The following is a 16,416-nucleotide window of genomic DNA, read 5'->3' on the forward strand; positions in this document are numbered from 1 at the left end:
ACAATCCACCCTACCAGCGTAGGGTGGAATATATTCCACCTTTTTATCGCTAAACCATTAATCAAGTTCGTTCAGCGACTCACCTAAAGCATTGACCAAGCTATCTATCTCAGCACTTTCGATGGTAAATGGCGGCGCGATTGCCAGGCAATCACCACCGTAGCGCACATAAAATCCTTTCTCCCAACATTTCATCGCTACTTCAAAAGGCCTACGTGCTGGCTCTCCCGGAAAGGCTTCAATAGTAAAACCTGCCGCCAGGCCATAGTTACGAATATCAGCCACATACTTGGCCCCTTTTAAGCTATGGGCCGCGGCTTCTAATACCGGGGCCATCTCTGCAGAACGCTGAATCATATTGTCATTTTGCAATACATCCAAGGTCGCCAAACCCGCCGCACAAGCTACAGGGTGAGCAGAATAGGTATAACCATGGGGGAACTCCACCATATAGTCAGGGCCACCATTGTCCATAAAGGTCGTGTAAATATCCGCTGAACTGATCACGGCACCCATTGGGATAGTCCCGTTTGTGACCTGTTTGGCCGTGGTCATAATATCGGGGGTAACACCGAAGGCATCGGCACCAAAGTTGGCACCACAGCGACCAAAACCGGTAATGACTTCATCAAAGATGAGTAAAATATTATGCTTGGTACAGATATCCCGAATGCGTTGTAGATAGCCCTGCGGTGGCACGACAACTCCGCCAGAACCTGAGAAGGGCTCAATAATAACAGCGGCAATGGTGGACGCATCATGCAGGCCAATAATCGATTCAAGCTCGTCCGCCAAATGCGCACCCTGCTCAGGCATACCTTTAGAAAAAGCATTTTCGGCTAACTGGGTATGGGGCAGGTGATCAGCCTCAATACCCTGGCCATACATTTTGCGATTGCCAACCATACCACCCACACTAATGCCGCCAAAGTTAACGCCGTGATAGCCTTTCTGGCGTCCGATCATTCGGGTTTTGCCTGCCTGACCTTTTAGTCGCCAATAGGCACGGGCCATTTTTAAGGCGGTCTCTACACTCTCAGAGCCTGAGCCGGTAAAAAAGGCATAGTCCAAACCATCCGGAGCCATCTCGGTAATACGATTGGCTAATTCAAAAGACAACTTATGGCCAAACTGGAAACCCGGCGAATAATCCAGAGTCGCCATTTGCCGACTGACCGCATCGGTTATCGCCTGATTGGAATGACCCAGACCACAGGTCCATAAGCCCGATAGCCCATCCAATATCTGGCGACCTTCAACATCGGTAAAGTAAACACCTTTGGCCGACTCAATCATCCGGGGGTTTTGCTTAAATTCCCGGTTGCCGGTAAAAGGCATCCAGTGCGACTCTAATTGTTGCTGGCTAAGACCGCCGGTTTTGTCTTCAAAGCTCATAGTCATTCTCACAGTAGGTGATGTGCCCTGCCCTCGCTTGCGCGAGTATGGCAGTGTATCGATAAAGGCGGCTACTTTAACCGGATTTATTTGTTGTATAAACTACTATCTATAAACCTTTAGTTTCATTATTATGAAACTTTATAATTATCCACCAAAGAGCCGTTTGCCATGGTCAAAAAAGCCTTGCTGGGGCAGCTTAGCGATACTGATATCCGCCTATTGCGAGTGTTTAAAACGGTGGCCGAATGCGGCGGTTTTTCTGCCGCCGAGCTTGAACTTAATATTAACCGCTCCACTATTAGCCGCCATATCAAGGACTTAGAGCTCCGCCTGGGTGTGACTTTGTGCCAGCGCGGCCGGGGCGGGTTTTCATTAACCCCTGAGGGCCGACATATCTATGATGCCGGCCTGCGCATGCTAGCCTCTATTGATGAGTTTCGTGCCGAAGTCGATGATGTGCACCGCCGTTTAACCGGAACCCTCAGTCTGGCCATTTTTGATAAGACCGTCACCAACCCCAATGCCTTTGTCGATAAAAGCCTGCGCCTATTTGATGATATGGCACCGGATGTTGATATAGAAATCTATGTAGAGCCGATTAATGAAATCGAAAGAGCTGTTATGGATGGCCGCTTTCATATCGGCATTATCCCCGGCCACCGCACGTCAACCAGTCTGGACTATATCCCACTCTATGACGAGCAAATGTACCTGTATTGCGGCAAGCAACATGCGTTGTTTCAGGAAAAAACCTCGGCGATAAGTAAAAAGAAAATTCAGGCCTGTAAATATGCCGGGCTAGGCTATCACTCACCTAATATGGAAATAGGTCGCCAGTTAGAGATGCAGCGCAAGGCGACGGCCTATGATCAGGAGGCCATTGCTCATTTAATCCTATCGGGACGTTATGTAGGCTATCTGCCAGACCACTATGCCAAAAGCTTTATTGAACAGGGTTTGATGCGCGCTATTGGAGAAAAAACGTTTCAGTACCGCTGCCAGTTTAATGCCATTATTCGACACGCCCCTAAACCTTCAAGAGTGACACAGACCTTTTTGCAAGCGCTGATCAAAAGCCACAGCCATAACTAAGTAAGCTGCTGGTGACTTTAGCCAGCGACGACCGTAATCACCGCAATAATAATCACCCAAAAAATCACACTGCGAGACAATAGTGATTGCAGGGTTAGCAGCTCTTCGCGGCCGTACTCAATAAAATGTTCCTTATCGGTGGGGTAAACCTGAGAGGTATTTAGGCCGCTGATAGCGGCAACAGCACTTTGGTCCAGTAGCTCCGGTGTCGGCTGATTATCCAATATCGATGACCAATAGCGGCTAAAGCTATTCACAAAGTTGCCCGTCAAAGAGAAAGACAGCGCCAATAATCTGGCCGGCACCCAATCCAAATAATGCAGCCAGTGCAACGCCAACTGCCGGTCATCCTCTTGAAAGGAGTCATTGCGCGCAGCCAGATAAAGTAAGCGGTAAATCACTGCGCCTACCGGCCCTAACAGTAAAAACCAAAACACAACGGCAAACCAGCGCTCAAACCCTTCATGTAAAAACGCTCTGCGAATATGCTCATGTAAGGCCACATGGTCAGCAATCGCTTCGCTCTGCTGGAAATCACCAATCGCCGCCGCCTTGTCATAGGCGCTTTCAAAGTCTCCCCGCTTCCAGGCATCGATATAGTGCTGCAAGTTCTGGTTAAAATCACCACGCCCCAGACTAAATAATAATAGGGTGACATAGAGCACCAGTGACAATAAACCAAACAGCACAGACTCTACCAAGTCCTGCAGTAGAAACACCCCCAGTGCAGGCAGCCCTATCGCCACCAGCAAACGCAATTCAGCAGAGGCCAGACGCTGGGGAATATTACTATTAAATTGATAAAACCAATCATCCCGCTGAAGTGGACCACCGGAGCCCCACAGCTGTAACAGGCCAAGTACAATTACTACGGTTAGAAATTCCATTACTATTCCCAAGAGCCTATCAGCTCATTCGAGTCTGCATTTAATCTACGATAATAAGTCTCTAAACAACGCCCAGTCAAAAGCGGCGCCCGGGTCCGTTTTACGCCCCGGCGCTATATCACAATGCCCTACAATACGATCGACGGTGATCGCCGGATAAGCCGATAGTATTTGCCTGCACAGGGTCTGTAAGGCCTGATACTGTAAGGCAGTATAGGGACAATCATCCGTCCCCTCCAGTTCAATACCAATACTAAAATCATTGCAATTAGAGCGCCCCTGAAACTCGGATTCCCCGGCATGCCATGCCCGTTTATTCAACGGCACAAACTGGGTAATCACCCCGGCCCGATCAATCAGGCAGTGACTGGAAACCTGTAAGTCTCTTAAGTCATCAAAGCTGGGGTGGGCATCACAGTCCAGACAGTTAGTGAAAAGCCTCTCAATATAGCCACTGCCAAACTCACCGGCGGGCAGGCTGATGTTGTGGATAACCAATAAAGAGATCTCTGACGCTGATGGGCGAAGATTGCAATTTGGGGAGATTACCTGATGTACATCTACTAACCAGTGGTCGGCGCTATGGATCACTAAGAGAGTCCCTGGAATTTTTTTCGGATGGTAGAAGGATAGCACAGCGATAAACTGTTGTATTTGATATTAGCTCAATAGATCACACACTAAAAACTGGTACACTTCCTCAATGTCATTTAACATCGACTGGATTAGTCCATGCACCTTAACAGCAACATGAGATCAAGGCCTCAACGGAGAACCAAATGGGTTCAGTCAGAAAATTCCTTCACCAAAGCAAGTTACCAGACCGAGAGCCTCACCACTCCAGACTTTTTATAGATCTTGCCGAAAATATTCATATACATCACCGGGAATACAGAACGGTATTTTCTCTGGATGAGTATTTTGAATATGCCGATATTCTTGCGACATCGACAGAAGATGTTAGAAATTTTCTGGAACAAAACCCGGATTACGCTGAACAGGAATTTCCCACCACCATTATGATTGCTGGAGGCAAAGAGCGACAACTCAAATTTCTTGAAAACTCTCCATCACCTAATAAGTCAACTTACTTTGCCAATGAACTGGCTATCGAATTACAAGATGTCTATGTAACAGATGAAATCCACATCCATTATAGAGACTTTAGGATAGGCCTTGACCGAGAGCGATTTAGAGCGATTGCTGCCGGTTTTGCCGAAGCAGTGGAACAACTCAATGAATTTGAGTCATCAGAGTCTTATGAAAGAGAATATCACCCAGATAGAATCATTGACAACTTCAACAACAAAGCAGAAGCGGGCAATGTCGACACAAAAATAATGGGTATTAAAGAGATTGATCTTACAAATATCAAATCAGTTTTCTTTGAAAATAAAACATGGACGCGTGACCAAGAATCTATCAACGCACTTAAACAAACCCATAAAAAATCAGGGAAATTCACCCCAATAATAGTAAGCACAGAAAAAGATGGAACACATTTAATCGTGGATGGCCATCACAGATATACAGCGGCAAAAGAAATTGGCCTTACTAAAATCGATGCCATTATTGTAGATTTAACCTTTGAAAAGACAAAAAAAATCAGGCAGGCAGAAAGCCTACTTAAGCAATTCGATCTGGAGACTAACTATAAATACTCTCTATCGTCCTTTATGAAATCGTATCTAGGCTATAGGCTAAATCGCTATTATTCCTCTGCCTTCAAGAAAAAAATGTTTAAGCAGGGTTATATATGGCGATCCTTAATTTTTCTTAAGCGGCTTATTTTTGGCAAAAGAGCCATTTTTAAATCATTTAACGAAGCCCATAACGACCACAAGTAAAAGCGGCGAAAGTAGGCGAAAGTATAGGAAAAAAACATTAATTCAGTGATTGAATGCCAGCACTCTGACTGTCAGGTCAATCACGACCCAGTTTTGTTTGCATTGCGAAGGTTGCCGATAACTGACTCAAGGGCTCGATCAAACAGAAGGCCCTCATCAAGCATGCCGATTTTTCTCTCTTTAATCGCCTGCGCAAGCGACATACGATCGTATTCAGCAACCTTCATACCAGAGCGATTGACAAAGATATACTTGCCGGTGCTGCGGATAATCGCAGCCAAGCGACAGCGGAATTTCTTGTTATCATCTTGATGCAATTCTACCCAGTTTCCCATAGCCATATTGTCCACCACTACCAGACAGGGATCATCAGAACTAATGTCAATCACTTCTTCGCTATCAGTATCACTAGCGCCATTGACGACTAGCTTTTCCACCACATGACGAGCAAGCTTATCGTCTTTTACTACTGGATGTTCCTGCTCTTCAACAGCAGTATCTGCTGCCTCAGCCGTATCATCAACCGACTTAGCCACCAAATCACCTAATGCATCAAACCCTGCCAACTGCTCGTCAAGCTCTGCATCCAATGCTTCTAACGATATCGAACCTCCATCTCGCTCTTCCAATATCTGATCTAGTGTTTTTTCTATCGCTTTTGTTTGGCGAGCTATAACTTCCTTTGCTCTCACTTTGCTCTCTTGCTCAGTCACCTCCAACTTAACGGTATTTAATTCTTTTAACTGGGAAAGATGAATAGCTTCCAAATCAGTAAAAAGCTGATTCATATCAAAGGGGTTATAAGCAATCTTGGTCAGGCCTGCCCTTAGATTTTTTAATAACTGTGGCACCATAGTAAGAAGCTGCTGACGCGCCGCTGTATTTTCCATGGGTTCAACGCTCCACAGTAAATCATCGACGACCTGTAAGGCCTCGTGCCAATTGCTGTCGTCTTCACCATCTTTCAGGCAAATCAAAAACAATACATTACTCCAGGCCTGTTCCAGTAGTGTTACCACAACCTTGGGTAAAGATTTTCCAGCAACCCTTTCGTTAAGGGCATTTTGTACTGTATTACGCGCTAATTCTGATTTGGCTTTGCCATCCTCAGCATTGATAGTGCGCTGCTCGATTAACTGAATGCGGCGCTTATCCATTTCTAAAAAGACAATAAAGTCAGCCAATACATCCTGAAATAAAGCGGAATCGCTGGTATATTCCTGCTGTATTTTTTCCACCACTGCTGATACTTTTTTGTATAGGGGGTCACGTTCGATATTGCCGTTGGGCACCCAACCTAAACTGGCATTGGCGATTTCATTCAGCAGTTTTCTTGCCGGATGACCACCTTTACTGAAAAATGACTTGTCCAGCATAGACACTTTGATAATAGGAATTTGCAAACGAGAGATGAGAGCCTTCATTGGTGCAGCTAAGTTTCTATCATCCAAAATAAACTGAAATAACATGGCCACAAGGTTAATCGCGTCATCATCGACCTGACCAATGCTCATGGGTTTTTCAGGCATTTTGGCAATTAACAGGCTGCTTAGCGTTTGCTGAATATCCAACTGCTGCGGACCAACACCCTGCATAGCCTGCTGCTGTTGCTGAGCCATTTGTGGGGTCAGGGATTTTTGTACCGCCTGTAATAACTGCATCAGAGTATCGCGGGGAATTTGCGGTGCCTGCCCGGGAGCAACGAGGCCACTGCCAGCTGAAGCAGAAGGCTGGGGCAGCCCATGCAATAAATTCTGGAGGTCTGCAAACACATCACTATTAGGCGGTTCTGCTGCACTGGGATTTTTGGCATGAGCAGTCTCTGACCCCACTGACTGCTCAGCGGTGCGCTTATCGCCGCCCAAATTGGCTAATATGCCCCCCTCAATCAGGACACTATTACACTGTTCATGCACCTGCTGTAATTGCGCCATTACATAACGGTCAAACAATTTAAATAGAACCAGCTTGGCCTTAATGTCCAAATCCAGTGTTTTGCATACTTCGATAAAGGACTGACAAATGACAGCAGGGCCGAAGGGGTTATTCTTGATGGTGACCGACTGCCCCTCAATCAAGGTGTCCAGACGAGTCGTTAACTGTTTTATGCCTAGCGAACACTCTCTCTCCGCCTTGGCCACCATATTATCGGCAGCCACTAACTCTTCTAATTCATCATCTGCGACCAATGACAAATTATCAATACTGACCTGTTCAGTAGCTTCCAGTGTAGGGATGGCCTCTACAGCAGTCAGTAACAAGCTAAAGGCATTATCGATTTCTTTACCAAAGCACAGCTCCATGCCGCGGCGCTTAATACGTAACTCACGCATGGACTCAAAATACATATTTTGTTCGGCATTGTGTTCAGCACGATCAGCTAACTCAAATAATGCGTCATCAATATTGTCGAATAGAGCCTGAAGTAATGGCTGCAGGGATTGCTTGCCACGGTCTTTAGTATCAGTAAAAGGGGCAGGTAAACGAGCAAACAGTACGTTATCAGCCCCCTCCTCGGCCGAATGACCAGGATGGCTATTAAGCTGTACAACTTTTGTTGTGTTATCCGCCATATATCCACCTACAACATCGAATGTTTGTTAATCCCAAGTTAAAAACTTATTTCTTATTAGTTATAGATCATATATCACTGATTAAGCCTCGTCCTGATTGCTACCACAGATCGAGAAGCCAATCACAATTCATCAGGAATTAAGCCCAAAGCGAGACACAAGTCACAGCCCAAGCCTAATAAGGATTCAACAAGCCATTCTCTTTAAACCCTAGTACAATCACCCAAAAATATCCAAGGCCCTGCCATCATCACCATGAACAGCTCTCAGGACAACACCAGCCCCCGTAAAATGGGTATTACCATGTTTATTTTGGCTTGGGCCATACTCTTTATAATGGGAATTGTCTTTTTTGACGATCTGCTGGCCACCCAAATTAACCCCAATCGCAAGCCGGATAGCCGCACTACTCTGGAGGGTACCAAGGAGATTGTGCTGCAATCCAATCAGCAACACCACTATGTTGCCAATGGGCTGATTAACGGCCATAAAACCGTCTTTTTATTGGATACTGGAGCTACTGACGTGGTTATCCCGCAGTCTTTAGCTCAAAAAATAGGCTTAAAAGCAAGCGGCCAGCAACAAGCCTATACCGCCAATGGCAGAGTAACAGTCTACAGAACGACATTAGCCTCACTACAGATAGGCGACATAAAATTGCAAGATATCAATGCCAGTATCAACCCAGCCATGGACAAACAGGTGGTATTACTCGGTATGAGCGCACTAAAACGGTTAGAATTTACCCAACGAGGCGAGACACTTATTCTCAGACAATACGATGACTGATAGAATCACGCCTTTCATACGACTGACAATACTATATTCATGAAACTACCAGAATACGCCGCCAAAGACCTTGAACTAACGGTAAGCAGAGCACTAGAGGAAGATATTGGCGATGGTGATATCACTGCGCAATTAATCCCTGCCGGGCAAACCGCAACAGCCAGAGTGATTACCCGGGAACAAGCCACCCTATGCGGCCAAGCGTGGGTCAATGAAGTTTTCCGTCAAATTGACCCCACAGTAAAGGTAAATTGGCAAGTAGCTGACGGTGACCCTGTAACGCCCAACCAGGTACTTTTTGAGCTATCAGGCTCTGCCCGTAGCTTATTAACCGGTGAGCGCGCCGCTCTCAATTTTCTACAACTGATGTCTGGCACTGCTACTATCTGTAAGCATTATGCCGAAAGGGTCGCTGATACCAAGGTCAAATTGTTAGATACCCGCAAAACCATCCCAGGGCTTCGCAATGCCCAGAAGTATGCGGTGACACAAGGTGGGTGCTATAACCATCGTATTGGCCTTTATGATGCATTCTTGATTAAAGAAAACCATATTGCAGCCTGCGGCGGGATTGATAAAGCGATAGCCACCGCTAAACTGCAGGCCCCCGGCAAGCCCGTTGAGGTAGAAGTTGAAAGCCTTGAAGAGTTGCAACAAGCTCTGGATGCAGGGGCCGATATTGTGATGCTGGATAATTTTTCAGAATCCTTGATGAAAGAAGCGGTTGCGCTTAATGGCGGCAAAGCCAAACTGGAAGCCAGTGGTGGCATTACTAGCGAGACACTGTTGATGTACGCAAAAACCGGGGTTGATTATATTTCTATCGGAGTATTAACCAAAGATTGTCGGGCAGTGGATTTATCAATGCGATTTGATAACTGAGAACAGACAGCACCATGAATCTCACACTGATCATGTGCACTCTAGGTAGAACTGAAGAACCTAAACGCCTACTCGACAGCCTCGTCATTCAAACACACAAGGATTTCAAGCTTATTATTGTCGATCAAAATACGGATGGGCGACTAGACAAACTGGTAGCCGATTACTCATCAAGCCTGCCTATTACACACCTACAATCCTCCCCTGGTTTATCCAAAGCAAGAAATGCCGGCCTCAGCTATGCCAATGAAGGTATTATCGCTTTCCCTGACGATGATTGCTGGTACTCTCCAACACTGATCGAACAGGTAAGTAACTTTTTTACCAAAGAGCCCGATTATAATGGGCTTAGTATTAACCGGGCAGCTAGTGAAAAGTCCTGCCCAAAAATAACACCAGAACAAGAGCTATCAAAATTTACCATCTGGGGTAAAGTACCTTCTATCTGTCTTTTTTTAAGATATAGCGCCACGCTAGAGATAGGAAAGTTTGACGAGCAACTGGGAGTGGGCTCAGGAACCCTCTGGGGAGCAGGAGAAGATAGCGACTATGTACTTAGGTCACTTCATAAAGGCCATAGATGGAAGCGGGCTCCATCAATCACCGTCTACCACGCAGACAATATCCAGAGAACTGACGTCAAAGGCAAAGCACGGGTTCGATCTTATTCGCGAGGCCTTGGAAGGGTACTATCCAAACACAAGATGCCACTATGGTCTGTCATTGGAAGCTTGATACTGAGCCTGCTTCGAATACTGAAGGCTTTGTTGCTTATCGACTTCCAGGGCTACCGCTGGCAAACACAAGCTTTACTGGGGAAAATTGAGGGTTTGCTAAGCAAGGAAAAGCAGACGATAGATTCACAAAACCACCATTAACGCCGCCAAAACCTAAGAAAAAACAAGCATCTGGAAAACCAATTAACTGATTTATCTGGCAATACGCTGATGGTATCTAATGCCAACAACTTCATTAAAACCGGGTCAGCACTCAACCTGGAATCTTGAGAAAAACATAGCTTAATATAGTTAAACTCCTTTTCAGGGATATGTGTTTTATATATCTTCATAGCCATTGCAAGATCATGCTGGGACTGCCATTTTCGCGTTCCACTGTAATGAGGCGAGCTAAAAAAACTAAAACCATAAAGGGTTAGACTTGCCAACTCAGACTGCAAAAGATAATCAATGGCTATAAGACCCGAGCTAGGCCTGCATGACAGTTCCACCTCTAAACGTTCATAGTCTTGAAATAGAACAGAACCCACTCCCCCACGCCCCGACAAATCCTGAGAAAAAGCCTGATGATTCTGCGAAAAATCACCCACATCAGGATAACAAAGAGTGATATTTGAGATACCTTCCAGCGCCGCCCTGTGCAAATCGCTACGAATATCCCTGTTATAACTGGTAAGCAACCAATCTGTACGGCAACCTAGATCACGCTGCGCGCCCTCATTAGCAGGCGCAACTGCATTTACCCTTACAACGATATCAGCTTTATCTATCTCTATTCCCCACTGCTTTTGCTCGAGATAACCAGCAAGCCCCACCAAAGCTACACGCTTACCTTTGAGAATATCTCTATCATCAATCAAATAAGCCACCATAAAAATATCAAAAAAATCATTTTCTAAGTCAATGTAACAATATGTTGCTTACTAGCTCTTTTCCATAAAAAAAACATAATGAATAACTGCATGGTTTTAGCTAACAATACTGAAGTCATCACCAAGACTATGCTGTAAATATCATAAACCCAAAAGACAACCAATAAAAATGCCACAGACACATACGTACCAAAAATCAAAACACCAGACCGACCCTCACCCATCAACATTTTCTGAAAGAGAAAATACAGCGTATGAAGAAACAAATAAGATGCCATATAGAGAACATAGCCAAGCTCAAAACTAATACTCGATAAGCCATATTCATAAATAAGATTAATGACCAATACTACCAACACCATCAGAAAAAAACTTAAAGAGAAACTGCGAAAGAAAAAAACAGAGAATACTGACAGCGACAACTTATCCTCACCAAAAAAATGCTTTATATTCCCCAATGACGATTTAAACATCGCCTCAGGAATCAAAAGCAAAGCACTCAATATCAGATTAGCCCATAGCAAGCTCGTCATTACGGCCCCATCCATCACCGGGAAAACTATCCACGACGAAATGTGCTGCAAACACCAAACACCCAAAATATGAAACATAAAAGCAACTGAAAAGCGCAGATTGATCAATTCAGGTATGGCTGTAACGTCGGCCGCCCAACGCACTTTCAAACTCAACACCAGAAACGAAGCTCTAAAAATTGATGTTATTGCAACGCAATTGAGATAAGCAGCCGAGGTCAATTCATTGCCAAGCAAGAACAGATAAGCCAGACTTACCCCAAAAACAAGGACAGCAAAAAAATTGGCCGCTGCAACCCTGACAGGCTTACCTCTAACATAAGCCATACTTTTAGCGATTACCGATAGAGTCTCACCCAATATCACCCAATACCAAGCCCAGGAAACCTCACGAAATACAGCATAGTCACCAAGCTCCAATTGATTGAGGAATGCCTGGAAGGACCAGTATAGAAAAGTTGTACAAAGCACTGAGAAAATAGCGGCCGCAACCATTCTCTGATCTATTTTATGCTTGGATGTCTCACCTGCCAGAAGCCGAAAACTTGCACTAACAACCCCCATAGAAAGAACAGAAACTGCAACTACCGTAGAACTGATAATAAGCAACAGGTAATTATAATTTTCAGCAGAAAGGGATTTTGAATACAAAAGTAAAGCAGAGAATGCCACTATCTTAGTCAAATAATCCGATGACAGCGTCAAAAGAAACCGTCTTATCCCGGCTTTGTTTATAGCACCCTCTAACATTACTTCACATTATCTCTTCATTAACCAACAATAGATTTAAGACAACCCCTTAAACTTAGCACTCTGCCAGATAACGGTTGGCACTATTGACAACATACCCCACCACATCAATCGTTTCATCTAGCAACAATTTCCTTTGTTCCAAATAGAGATTACTGTCTGCAGATAAAATCTGATCAATAGATACTGAGAGCAAATCCCACTCTAAAGAAAAAACATTTTTCACTAAGCCATATTTTTTCTCTTGTTCATTAGTATAACCTAACCCCTGATCATGGACATAAATTGCAGGAACACCCAATACTGCCGCCTCAGAAGCCAAGGTGGGACTCTCTCCCACAACCATTGAGCAAAAAGCAATAACATGATGTAAGTCTGAGGCTTTGCCATCATATATCCATTGAGCAAACCTTTCAGGCAGATCGGCCTCAGTCGATATGAGCACCTTCCCTTGCTTTGACAGCCTTTCAATAACCCGACTCAGCACCTCCTCAGACCACCCTTGCTCACCAATATCATGGCTGGCCTGCCAGGAAACCAGCCGAATTAAATAATTATTTCGTGACAAATCGACGCCAGACGCCTCTGCAATAGCTTTATCAGGGGTAAAGTAATCAGGATGCAAATAAGAAAGCTCATGATAGCCCTTATAACGCCTTTCCTTTTTCTTTGGGACACTACCTTCATAGCATTCGGGAACATGCACCTCTGTAGCAAATGGATAAGTGATCCCATTTTGTAATATTGCATTTTCAGTATCGTAAAACACAAGTGAAGGAACTCTGGTCAACAACCCTACATGAGCGATAAAGGTGCCACCAACAGAAAGCATAACATCTGGGCGCTCTTGTTTTACCACTTTGTATAGCCTGAAATTTCTAATCAACAACTCTTTTAAAAGACCTAACACACCACTACCTTGTGAACTCAGAACCAGACTATCAACACCCATTTCAGCCAAAAGTTTTAATGCAACATCCTTCTTTCTGCTGGTTATAACCACATCAACTCCCTGCTCTTTTAATAGTTTTATTGGCCATTTAAAAAAATGGACATGAGCAGGGTGATTAACATCAAAAAGAACTTTCACAACTCAATCCTCTTGATTACTGTTTTGATATAAAAGCGTGGTAATTTGTTCAGAAACCAAACCAATCATAAATACTACAACTGAGATAACAAATAAAATCACTGTCATATTGGTTAATCGATTATCAGTGATATAGGTAAACAAGTAATAAGACAGAGATGTAAAAAACAACATTGATGAAACAGGAAAAAATATCTTTAGCGGCGAATAGAGCGTGGCAACCTTAAAGATAATAATAAAAAATCTGACACCATCTTTAAATACATGTAAATGACTATTTCCAATCCTTTCAGAAGCAATAATAGGAATGTACTTTACCGAGTAGCCTGCCCTAAAAAAGGCCATGGTTATAGTAGTGGGGTAAGAAAATCCATTGGGTAGCATAAAAATAAAACCTTTGAACTTTTTGGCATTAACCACCCTTAACCCCGAAGTCAGGTCATCTATTTTATGTCCCACCATCAAAGAAGATATAAAATTATAGGCACCATTCCCCAGCCAACGACTATGACTGGCCTGTGACGATTTACCTCTGGCACCTACCACCATATCGTAACCTTCACCATAAGCTTCGATCAGTCTATTAACATCATCAGGACTATGCTGGCCATCGCCATCCATAAAGATAATAGCATCGCCCCGGGCGGCTCTTGCACCGGCCTTAATAGCTGCACCATTACCCTTTGAGTAATTATGACTGATAACCTTAGCGCCAAAACTCTCCGCAACCTCGGCTGTATTGTCCGATGAACCATCATCAACAACAATAACCTCCAGGACACTAACTTGTTCAAAAAGCTCAGGAAGCAAGCCAAGCAACCCGCCTGATTCATTTTTTGCTGGAATCACAATACTAAAATTAGTCACATCATTACCTTATCTTGATATTTAAATCTTGTTCACAGCAGTCATCAACGAACTGCTCCAGATTTTTTACAAGCTCGTTACTGACCCGACCTTCATATGGAAGGGCCTTAAGTTTATTTAAATACTTCAAAGCATCATCTTTACGCTTAAGATCCAATGCAACAGCCACCAGATCCTTATACAGGAGAACTTTAGGTCTTATAGATGCTGATTTTTCCATCAAAGAAAAAGCCTTTTCTTTATTTCTAAAATTATGCGACAAAATACCATAGCCATGATAAAGGTTTGCGCGAACTCCCGCTTGAACTGTGACGTTTTTTAAAGCAGCATCAAATAGCCTTTCAGCAGTCTCTGGTGACAGGGCACAGACTTCTCTGCTTTGTTGAGAACATAAAATCATATTTTTGAAATGGCTATCATTTTCAAAGTGATATGGATAATTTTCCAGCCGGTAAACCAGCTTGTCTTCCCACTCTTTTTCGTGTGGTAATTTTAATTGATTATAAACCCCAATCAGACCAAACAAACTAGTGGTATACCGTGGGGAAATTTCAGCAGCATACTCAGCATGCGAAACGCCATCTTCAAAAACCGGCTGAAACCCGCCCCCCCTAAGTAAATCTTGCTTGTAAGCTTCAAAATACCAAGCCGCTAATTGCCAGTGCGACCTGGCAGACTCAGGATGACGCTCAACCGCTGACAAGGACTGTAGATGTGGGTCGCGCCATTCATTTAACCGGATAGAAGACAAAACCATAAGATAAGCCAGCACAACAATAAAGACCGGTATATGCAAACTACTGACACCCAGAGAATTAAGCAATCGATATCCACCAACAATCACTATAAAGGCTATACCAAAGCCCGGAAGATAATTTCGATGCTCAAATACTAACTCTAAAGGAATAACTGTGGACTCAAGTAAATGCCCAGCGATAAAAAAGCTTAAGCCAAAACCCAACCAGGGAAGTTTTTCCCTTAAGACAAAGCTTAACACCACTAAAGCAGGAATACCGACCAGAGATAACAAGGTTGTTACTGGCGATAACAATCCTGTAGAAATATCAATATCATCGTGAAATAGGCCATAACTATTAATATTAGGCATTAACAACCATTGTAGGTAATGGAAGAAAATTCTTGCCTCGGTCTGAAGGCGCTGCCAAAGATCAAAGTCCCTGAGGAGATATTTTCCCGCATACCAATCTACTCCGTAATGCAGGTAAGCAATACTAAGCAGCAAAGTAACTGCTGTGGCTACCAGCAATATCTTCCTATATAAACGCTCTGCTTTTGACCGTGCCTCACCATAGACAAACAATTCGAGTACTACTATATAAGCCACTAGCAGAACTGCATTTTCTTTACTCAAAAAACCCAATATGGCAAATATCAACGCCATTATCAGCCAGACAATATTCAAGCCACTATTTTCCCCCATCCTCTGTCGCCACTTCATATAGGACCAAAGGGAAGCAAAGGAAAATAATGCAGCCATCAGCGCCATACGTTGTACTACATAAACAACTGTTGAAATATGCAAGGGGTGCAAAGCCCATATTACCGAAACAGCTAAAGCCAATGGAAATACATGGGAAGGATTAATAAAGGCACGAACGGCATACACCGTCAATAGCTGCCGACTTAGCGCAAAAACACCGAGAAAAGCAAGAGCATGAAGACCAATACTGGTGCGCTTAAATGCGGCTACGTCATAACCTGAAAAAAAGTAGTCCAAACTAAAGCTAAGCATGGGTAAAGGCCTGCCCAATAAGCCAACTTTGCCTGAAGAGAGCCCTTGCTCGATAGAAGTGATACTTAAATCATTGATTCTTATATCTTCATTGAGGGCAATGTTGTGAATATCATCAAGGATAAAATCTCCCTCTGCGCCCTGAATATAGAAGATATAGACAAAACCAAGGACAATAAGAGCTAGTAATTGCTGTCGCCATGTAAAAACCATTCAACTTCCTTTCACCAACAGGTTACGACCAGACATTAGCAACAACGGCTAGAGACCTATTTGTGACCTATAGCGGCTAAAATTGACAAATATTGTCACCCCAACCAGATCAACCAAACTTCCAAGCCAACTA

General features: G+C 43.9%; 14 protein-coding genes. 5 read left to right on the forward strand and 9 right to left on the reverse strand.

Going from position 1 to position 16,416, the window contains the following annotated elements; translation table 11 throughout:
• Positions 1 to 57: 57 nt before the first annotated feature.
• Positions 58 to 1,401 carry an omega-aminotransferase AptA gene (aptA, locus tag BST96_RS02180; RefSeq protein ID WP_085757111.1) on the reverse strand — a complete coding sequence of 448 codons (1,344 nt, stop codon included), beginning with the start codon at positions 1,399 to 1,401 and terminating at the stop codon, positions 58 to 60.
• A gap of 165 nt (positions 1,402 to 1,566) precedes the next feature.
• On the opposite strand from aptA, the gene BST96_RS02185 reads away from it, so the two are divergent.
• Entirely contained in the window at positions 1,567 to 2,490 is a 924-nt protein-coding gene (locus tag BST96_RS02185; protein WP_206045385.1) for a LysR family transcriptional regulator, read from the forward strand.
• 17 nt (positions 2,491 to 2,507) lie between these two features.
• Here the strand turns inward: BST96_RS02185 and ampE are convergent, their stop codons facing one another.
• Together ampE and ampD are read right to left on the reverse strand one after the other, a co-directional pair.
• Positions 2,508 to 3,377 carry a regulatory signaling modulator protein AmpE gene (gene ampE / locus BST96_RS02190; protein ID WP_085757112.1) on the reverse strand — a complete coding sequence of 290 codons (870 nt, stop codon included), beginning with the start codon at positions 3,375 to 3,377 and terminating at the stop codon, positions 2,508 to 2,510.
• Between the two features lie 45 nt (positions 3,378 to 3,422).
• The gene (gene ampD, locus BST96_RS02195) at positions 3,423 to 4,013 is read right to left on the reverse strand and encodes a 1,6-anhydro-N-acetylmuramyl-L-alanine amidase AmpD (RefSeq protein WP_420814627.1); all 591 of its coding nucleotides are present in this window, start codon (positions 4,011 to 4,013) and stop codon (positions 3,423 to 3,425) included.
• A 143-nt stretch (positions 4,014 to 4,156) separates the two neighbouring features.
• Here ampD and BST96_RS02200 point away from each other — a divergent pair, with 143 nt between their 5' ends.
• Positions 4,157 to 5,224, forward strand: a complete 1,068-nt coding sequence (locus BST96_RS02200; RefSeq protein ID WP_085757114.1) for a ParB/RepB/Spo0J family partition protein — start codon at positions 4,157 to 4,159, stop codon at positions 5,222 to 5,224.
• A gap of 80 nt (positions 5,225 to 5,304) precedes the next feature.
• On the opposite strand, the gene BST96_RS02205 is transcribed toward BST96_RS02200, so the two are convergent.
• Complete coding sequence (locus BST96_RS02205) at positions 5,305 to 7,797, reverse strand: DUF1631 domain-containing protein (RefSeq protein ID WP_085757115.1); 2,493 nt, start codon at positions 7,795 to 7,797, stop codon at positions 5,305 to 5,307.
• A gap of 255 nt (positions 7,798 to 8,052) precedes the next feature.
• Here BST96_RS02205 and BST96_RS02210 point away from each other — a divergent pair, with 255 nt between their 5' ends.
• Genes BST96_RS02210 through BST96_RS02220 form a run of 3 tightly spaced genes read left to right on the forward strand, consistent with a single transcriptional unit; the run spans position 8,053 to position 10,346 of the window.
• Entirely contained in the window at positions 8,053 to 8,586 is a 534-nt protein-coding gene (locus tag BST96_RS02210; protein WP_085757116.1) for a retropepsin-like aspartic protease family protein, read from the forward strand.
• Positions 8,587 to 8,625: 39 nt separating this feature from the next.
• Positions 8,626 to 9,468: a carboxylating nicotinate-nucleotide diphosphorylase gene (gene nadC, locus BST96_RS02215; RefSeq protein WP_085757117.1), complete on the forward strand. Its 843-nt coding sequence runs from the start codon at positions 8,626 to 8,628 to the stop codon at positions 9,466 to 9,468.
• Positions 9,469 to 9,482: 14 nt separating this feature from the next.
• A complete protein-coding gene (locus BST96_RS02220; RefSeq protein WP_085757118.1) occupies positions 9,483 to 10,346 on the forward strand; it encodes a glycosyltransferase family 2 protein in 864 nt (287 codons plus the stop codon).
• Here BST96_RS02220 and BST96_RS02225 read toward each other — a convergent pair.
• The 5 genes from BST96_RS02225 to BST96_RS02245 are packed head-to-tail and all read right to left on the reverse strand — an operon-like array spanning position 10,343 to position 16,283.
• On the reverse strand, positions 10,343 to 11,065 hold the full coding sequence (locus BST96_RS02225) for a glycosyltransferase family 29 protein (RefSeq protein ID WP_169713869.1): 723 nt from the start codon (positions 11,063 to 11,065) through the stop codon (positions 10,343 to 10,345). The genes BST96_RS02220 and BST96_RS02225 overlap by 4 nt on opposite strands.
• Before the next feature lie 35 nt (positions 11,066 to 11,100).
• Positions 11,101 to 12,360, reverse strand: coding sequence for a hypothetical protein (locus tag BST96_RS02230; protein WP_085757120.1), 1,260 nt, complete (start codon positions 12,358 to 12,360; stop codon positions 11,101 to 11,103).
• A gap of 55 nt (positions 12,361 to 12,415) precedes the next feature.
• The gene (locus BST96_RS02235) at positions 12,416 to 13,450 is read right to left on the reverse strand and encodes a DUF354 domain-containing protein (RefSeq protein WP_085757121.1); all 1,035 of its coding nucleotides are present in this window, start codon (positions 13,448 to 13,450) and stop codon (positions 12,416 to 12,418) included.
• 3 nt (positions 13,451 to 13,453) lie between these two features.
• The gene (locus BST96_RS02240; protein ID WP_085757122.1) at positions 13,454 to 14,317 is read right to left on the reverse strand and encodes a glycosyltransferase family 2 protein; all 864 of its coding nucleotides are present in this window, start codon (positions 14,315 to 14,317) and stop codon (positions 13,454 to 13,456) included.
• 4 nt (positions 14,318 to 14,321) lie between these two features.
• On the reverse strand, positions 14,322 to 16,283 hold the full coding sequence (locus tag BST96_RS02245; RefSeq protein ID WP_085757123.1) for a hypothetical protein: 1,962 nt from the start codon (positions 16,281 to 16,283) through the stop codon (positions 14,322 to 14,324).
• Positions 16,284 to 16,416: the final 133 nt, after the last annotated feature.

Origin of the sequence: Oceanicoccus sagamiensis (assembly GCF_002117105.1) — a bacterium.
Classification (GTDB): domain Bacteria; phylum Pseudomonadota; class Gammaproteobacteria; order Pseudomonadales; family Dasaniaceae; genus Oceanicoccus; species Oceanicoccus sagamiensis.